The following is a 6,444-nucleotide window of genomic DNA, read 5'->3' as shown; positions in this document are numbered from 1 at the left end:
TATTCGGTGTGACCACGCCGCTGGCGAGCTGGAATCCGCTGTGGGCCAATGTGCAGTTTTATGCGCAGTTGTGGGACGACGCCCGCCGCGCCGAACGTCCGTGGGACAAGCTGCGAATCTGGTTCATGCGCACTGGGTGGCGTCCGGCGGATGTCGCGGCGAAGTACCCGCTGAACAAACCGGACCTGAGCCGTTTCCGCAAATTCGAGGTGCCGCTCGACAAGCGTCGAAAGCGCTACGTGGTGTTGCAGTTCTGCGTCTATATCGCGCTGGGCAGTTACCTGATGGGTCAGGCGCAGCAACTGCCGACCACCGCGCTGCTGCTCGGTTGGGGCGCGGTGGCGTGGGGGTTGTTTGCGCTGGGCGTGGCCCTTGAGAATCGCCCGTGGGCGTTGAAGGTCGAGCTGCTGCGGTTGGGGTCGAACGTGCCGCTGGTGTGGCTGGCGCCGCTGCTCGGGCTATGGCCGGCCAGCCCGTTGGCCTGGGCCGGTCTGCTCGGTTACAGCCTGCTCAGCGGCATCGGGCTGTTTGGCTGTCGCCAGCGCGTTACTCGGCTGGCGTCTTAGGCTCGGCGGGTTTGGCTGCTTCGGCCTGATGCAGGCGCGCGGCTTTTGCGGCTTGCTCGTCGGCGTAAACCTGTTTGGCCAGACGCGCATTCTTGAAGCGGCGACGCAGCCACAGGCCGACACCCAGCACCAGCAGTGCGCCGAGCACCCACAGTTCGTACTTCTTGATGCTGCCGAGCATGCCTTCGAGCACTGCGCCGAAGTGGTAGGCAGCGGCTGCCAGCGCGGTGGCCCAGATCGCTGCGCCGATGCCGTTGAGCAGCAGATAGCGTCCCGGTGGATAACCCGACAGGCCGATCGCCACCGGCATCACCGTGCGCAGGCCATAGACGAAGCGGAAGCTCAGAACCCAGATGTCCGGGTGCTTGCGGATGTGTTCCAGCGCGCGGTCGCCCATCATCTGCCAGCGCGGTTTGCGCGCCAGCAATTTGCGCCCGTGCTTGCGCCCCAGGAAGTACCACAGCTGATCGCCGGCATAACTGCCGAAGAACGCCACGACCACCACCAGGTTGATGTCCATGTATCCACGGAACGCGAGGAAGCCTGCGAGCACCAGGATGGTTTCGCCTTCGAAGAACGTGCCGAGGAACAAGGCAAAGTAGCCGAAGTCATGCAGAAATTGTTGGAGCATTGTCTGGGTGCTGGCGAAATGAACGCGCAGCCTAACCCTTCGGGCACATTCAGGAAAGTGTCGAAATGTGTCTCGACGTGAACAATTCCTACGCTAACAATGGAATGCGGCTACATGTCACGGGGTACGCACAACGGTAATCTGTTCGTCATAATGGCCGTCTATAACTGTCACGCTCGCCCGTTTGCGCGGGCTCAGGAGTCTGCCGTGAGCTTTACCCCTGCCAACCGTTTGTTCCCAGCTACTCGCCTGCGCCGTAACCGTCGCGATGATTTTTCGCGTCGGCTGGTACGGGAAAACAAGCTGACGGTCGATGATCTGATCCTGCCGGTATTCGTGCTTGAGGGTGAAAACCGGCGCGAAGCCGTGGCCTCGATGCCCGGTGTCGAGCGCCTGACCATCGACCTGCTGCTCGAAGAAGCGGCCAAATGGGTCGATCTGGGCATCCCGGCGCTGGCGCTGTTCCCGGTCACGCCAACCGAACTGAAATCCCTTGATGCGGCCGAAGCCTGGAACCCTGAAGGCATCGCCCAGCGCGCCACCCGCGCCCTGCGTGAGCGCTTCCCGGAGCTGGGGGTGATCACCGACGTCGCGCTGGATCCGTTCACCACCCACGGGCAGGACGGCATTCTCGACGAAGAAGGCTATGTGCAGAACGACATCACCGTCGACGCCTTGGTCAAACAGGCGCTGTCCCATGCCGAAGCCGGTGCTCAGGTCGTGGCGCCGTCGGACATGATGGACGGTCGCATCCAGGCGATCCGCGAAGCACTGGAGATTGCCGGTCACGTCAACGTGCGGATCATGGCCTACTCGGCCAAGTACGCCAGCGCCTATTACGGGCCGTTCCGCGATGCGGTGGGTTCGGCAGCGAATCTGGGCAAGGCCAACAAGGCCTCTTATCAGATGGACCCGGCCAACAGCGACGAAGCGTTGCACGAAGTCGGCGCGGACTTGTCTGAAGGCGCGGACATGGTCATGGTCAAACCGGGCATGCCGTACCTGGACATTCTTTTGCGGGTAAAAGATGCCTTCAAAGTGCCGACGTTCGTCTATCAGGTTAGCGGCGAATACGCCATGCACATGGCGGCGATCCAGAATGGCTGGTTGAGCGAGGCGGTGATTGTCGAATCACTGACCGCCTTTAAACGTGCCGGCGCTGATGGCATCCTGACTTACTTTGCTGTCCGTGCCGCTCAATTGTTACGAGAGCAGAAATAGCCCTCCCAGGAACATTCGATGAATACCGAAGGACTCACAGAAGTTGCAGTAAAAGAAGCTCAGCCGGTGGTCGAGCAAATCACCGAAACCCCGCCGGAACTCGAGCCCGCGCCACCCGCGCCGGTGACCGAAGCCGCAGCGGCGCCGGTGATCGCGATTCCCGGCCTGGATGACAGCAGCCTGTACATCCACCGGGAGCTCTCGCAACTGCAATTCAACATCCGCGTGCTGGAACAGGCGCTGGACGAGTCCTATCCGTTGCTGGAGCGGCTGAAGTTCCTGCTGATCTTCTCCAGCAACCTCGACGAATTCTTCGAAATCCGCGTCGCCGGCCTGAAGAAGCAGATCACCTTCGCCCGCGAACAGGCCGGTGCCGACGGTCTGCAACCGCATCAGGCGCTGGCGCGAATCAGCGAGCTGGTGCACGGTCACGTTGACCGCCAGTACGCGATCCTCAACGACATCCTGCTGCCGGAGCTGGAAAAGCATCAGGTGCGCTTCATCCGTCGCCGCTACTGGACAACCAAGCTCAAGACCTGGGTGCGCCGTTATTTCCGCGACGAGATCGCACCGATCATCACCCCGATCGGCCTCGACCCGACGCACCCGTTCCCGTTGCTGGTGAACAAGAGCCTGAACTTCATCGTCGAACTGGAAGGCATCGACGCCTTCGGTCGCGATTCCGGTCTGGCGATCATCCCGGCACCGCGCCTGCTGCCTCGGATCATCAAGGTGCCGGAGGAAGTCGGCGGCCCCGGCGACAACTATGTGTTCCTGTCGTCGATGATCCACGCCCACGCCGATGACCTGTTCCAGGGCATGAAGGTAAAAGGCTGCTACCAGTTCCGCCTGACCCGAAACGCCGACCTGGCGCTCGACTCCGAAGACGTCGAAGACCTTGCGCGCGCCCTGCGTGGCGAGCTGTTCTCGCGGCGCTACGGTGATGCGGTGCGTCTGGAAGTCGCCGATACCTGCCCGAAACACCTCTCGGACTACCTGCTCAAGCAGTTCAACCTGAGCGAAACCGAGTTGTATCAGGTCAACGGCCCGGTCAACCTGACGCGTCTGTTCAGCATCACCGGTCTGGACAGCCACCCGGAGCTGCAATACACGCCGTTCACCCCGCAGATCCCGAAACTGCTGCAGAACAGCGAGAACATTTTCAGCGTCGTCAGCAAGCAGGACATCTTGCTGCTGCACCCGTTCGAGTCGTTCACCCCGGTGGTCGACCTGCTGCGTCAAGCGGCGAAAGACCCGCATGTTCTGGCGGTGCGCCAGACCCTGTACCGCTCCGGCGCCAACTCGGAAATCGTCGATGCGCTGGTGGACGCCGCGCGTAACGGCAAGGAAGTCACCGCGGTCATTGAGCTGCGCGCACGCTTCGATGAAGAGTCCAACCTGCAACTGGCCAGCCGTCTGCAAGCGGCCGGTGCGGTGGTGATTTACGGCGTGGTCGGCTTCAAGACCCACGCCAAGATGATGCTGATCCTGCGTCGCGAGGCCGGCGAGATCGTGCGTTACGCGCACCTCGGCACCGGTAACTACCACGCTGGCAACGCCCGTCTGTACACCGACTACAGCCTGCTGACTTCCGACGACGCGTTGTGCGAAGACGTCGGCAAACTGTTCAGCCAGTTGATCGGCATGGGTAAAACCCTGCGCATGAAGAAACTGCTGCATGCGCCGTTCACCCTGAAGAAGGGCATGCTCGACATGATTGCCCGGGAAACCCAGTTCGCCCTCGACGGCAAACCGGCGCACATCATTGCCAAGTTCAACTCGCTGACCGATCCGAAGATCATTCGCGCGCTGTACAAGGCCAGCCAGTCCGGCGTGCGCATCGATCTGGTGGTGCGTGGCATGTGCTGCCTGCGTCCGGGGATTGCCGGGGTGTCGCACAACATCCATGTGCGCTCGATCATCGGTCGCTTCCTCGAACACACTCGGGTGTTTTACTTCCTCAACGGCGGCGAAGAGCAGATGTTCCTCTCCAGTGCCGACTGGATGGAACGCAACCTCGACAAGCGCGTCGAGACTTGCTTCCCGGTGGAAGGCAAGAAGCTGCTGACCCGCGTCAAGAAAGAGCTGGAGCTGTACCTGACCGACAACACCCACAGCTGGAGCCTGCAGTCGGATGGCCGTTACATCCGCAACACGCCAACCGGCAACCAGAACCCGCGCAGCGCGCAGGCGACGTTGCTGGAGCGGCTGGGCAGTCCGATTCTGCCGGTGAGCAGCTGACCTTCAGCCCAATAAAAAAGGCGATCCCCACGGATCGCCTTTTTTGTACGCCTTACACCGACCCGTGTAGGAGCTGCCGAAGGCTGCGATCTTTTGATCTTGACCTTAAAAACAAGATCAAAAGATCGCAGCCTTCGGCAGCTCCTACAGGGGGACTTTCAGTGGACGGTGAGGACAACGCCCACCCGCGTCAGCCAGTCGGCTTCGAGGCCGAAGTCGGCCTGGGTCAGCTGATTCTCATCCAGCCAGTTTTCCGGGAATTCCACGTCGAGGTTGTCGCCCTTGGCGTGCAGCGTCACTTGCGGCATCGCCTGGGTGCCACGGATGTGGTGGAACAGGATGGCGAAGCGCAGCAGCACGCACAGGCGGATCAGCTTGTCACCGTCGTCACCGAACTCGGCAAACTTGTCCTTGGGGATGTTGCGGCGATGGCCGCGCACCAACAGGGCGAGCATTTGCTGGTCTTCGCGGGAGAAACCGGCCAGATCCGAGTGTTCGATCAGGTAGGCGCCATGCTTGTGATAGTGGTAGTGCGCGATGTCGAGGCCGACTTCGTGGACCTTCGCCGCCCAACCGAGCAGTTCGCGCCAGATACCGTCATCCAGCTCCCAATCCACGGCCACTTGATCGAAGGCGTGCAGGGCTTTGCGTTCTACCCGCGCCGCTTGTTCCAGATCGACGTGATAACGCTCCATCAGCGAAGTCAGGGTGCGTTCGCGCACGTCTTCGTGATGATGGCGGCCGAGCAGGTCGTACAGCACGCCTTCACGCAGCGCGCCTTCGCAATGATCCATGCGTTGCAGTTCGAGAGCGTCGAAGATCGCCTCTAGAATCGCCAGGCCCGCCGGGAAGATCGCCCGACGGTCAGGCTTGATGCCTTCGAAGTCGATCTTGTCGACATCACCCAGTTTGAACAGACGACGCTTGAGCCAGGCCAGGCCTTCGGCGTTGACTTCGCCGGTGCCGTGTCCGCCGGCCTTCAGCGCCAGGCCGATGGCGCGGATGGTGCCCGAGGAGCCGATGGCTTCATCCCACGTCAGGCGGTGCAGGGCGTGTTCGATGCTCATGATCTCCAGCCGCGCCGCGGTGTAGGCTTGAGCGTAACGGGCCGGGGTGATCTTGCCGTCCTTGAAGTAGCGCTGAGTGAAGCTGACGCAGCCCATCTGCAGGCTTTCGCGCAACAACGGTTCGAATCGTTGCCCGATGATGAATTCGGTACTGCCGCCGCCAATGTCGGCCACCAGACGCTTGCCCGGGGTGTCGGCGAGGGTGTGCGAAACGCCCAGATAGATCAGGCGTGCTTCTTCACGGCCGGAGATGACTTCCACCGGATGGCCGAGGATTTCTTCGGCGCGGTGGATGAATTCCAGGCGATTGCGCGCTTCGCGCAGGGCGTTGGTGCCGACGATCCGCACGGCGCCCAGCGGCATGCCGTTGATCAGTTGGGCAAAACGCTTGAGGCAGTCGAGGCCGCGCTGCATGGATTCTTCGTTGAGATGGCGCTCATCGTCGATGCCGGCGGCGAGCTGCACTTTCTCTCCGAGGCGTTCCAGGATACGGATCTCACCGTTCTGGGCCTTGGCCACGACCATGTGAAAGCTGTTGGAGCCCAGGTCGATTGCGGCGATCAGGGACAGATTCTTGGCTTTGGATTGCGGCATGGTCAGGGGGTCTCGGTCGATAACCCCGCCATCGTGCCACGATCAAACGCTGGCGCCAACGCGCATGGCTCAAACCCTTGATCCTGCGCATAAAAGCTTGAGACCGTGGCGCGGCCATTCGCGA

General features: G+C 61.7%; 4 protein-coding genes and 1 pseudogene. 3 read left to right on the top strand and 2 right to left on the bottom strand.

Going from position 1 to position 6,444, the window contains the following annotated elements; genetic code table 11:
- Nucleotides 1–566 (top strand): annotated as a pseudogene (locus tag DBR18_RS28960) (hypothetical protein); the annotation flags it as partial.
- Here the strand turns inward: DBR18_RS28960 and DBR18_RS09425 are convergent.
- Nucleotides 547–1,197: a DedA family protein gene (locus DBR18_RS09425; RefSeq protein WP_108590129.1), complete on the bottom strand. Its 651-nt coding sequence runs from the start codon at nt 1,195–1,197 to the stop codon at nt 547–549. The pseudogene DBR18_RS28960 and the gene DBR18_RS09425 sit on opposite strands and share 20 nt — an antisense overlap.
- Nucleotides 1,198–1,404: 207 nt before the next feature.
- On the opposite strand from DBR18_RS09425, the gene hemB reads away from it, so the two are divergent.
- Nucleotides 1,405–2,418, top strand: coding sequence for a porphobilinogen synthase (gene hemB / locus DBR18_RS09420; RefSeq protein WP_108590128.1), 1,014 nt, complete (start codon nt 1,405–1,407; stop codon nt 2,416–2,418).
- Between the two features lie 18 nt (nt 2,419–2,436).
- Complete coding sequence (gene ppk1 / locus DBR18_RS09415) at nt 2,437–4,659, top strand: polyphosphate kinase 1 (protein WP_108590127.1); 2,223 nt, start codon at nt 2,437–2,439, stop codon at nt 4,657–4,659.
- Nucleotides 4,660–4,817: 158 nt separating this feature from the next.
- On the opposite strand, the gene ppx is transcribed toward ppk1, so the two are convergent.
- On the bottom strand, nt 4,818–6,320 hold the full coding sequence (gene ppx / locus DBR18_RS09410) for an exopolyphosphatase (RefSeq protein ID WP_108590126.1): 1,503 nt from the start codon (nt 6,318–6,320) through the stop codon (nt 4,818–4,820).
- Nucleotides 6,321–6,444 lie beyond the last annotated feature (124 nt).

It is taken from the genome of Pseudomonas sp. HMWF021 (assembly GCF_003061005.1).
In the GTDB taxonomy this organism is placed as follows: domain Bacteria; phylum Pseudomonadota; class Gammaproteobacteria; order Pseudomonadales; family Pseudomonadaceae; genus Aquipseudomonas.
Note: the sequence above shows the minus strand (reverse complement) of the source record. Positions and strands in the feature narration are given on the sequence as shown.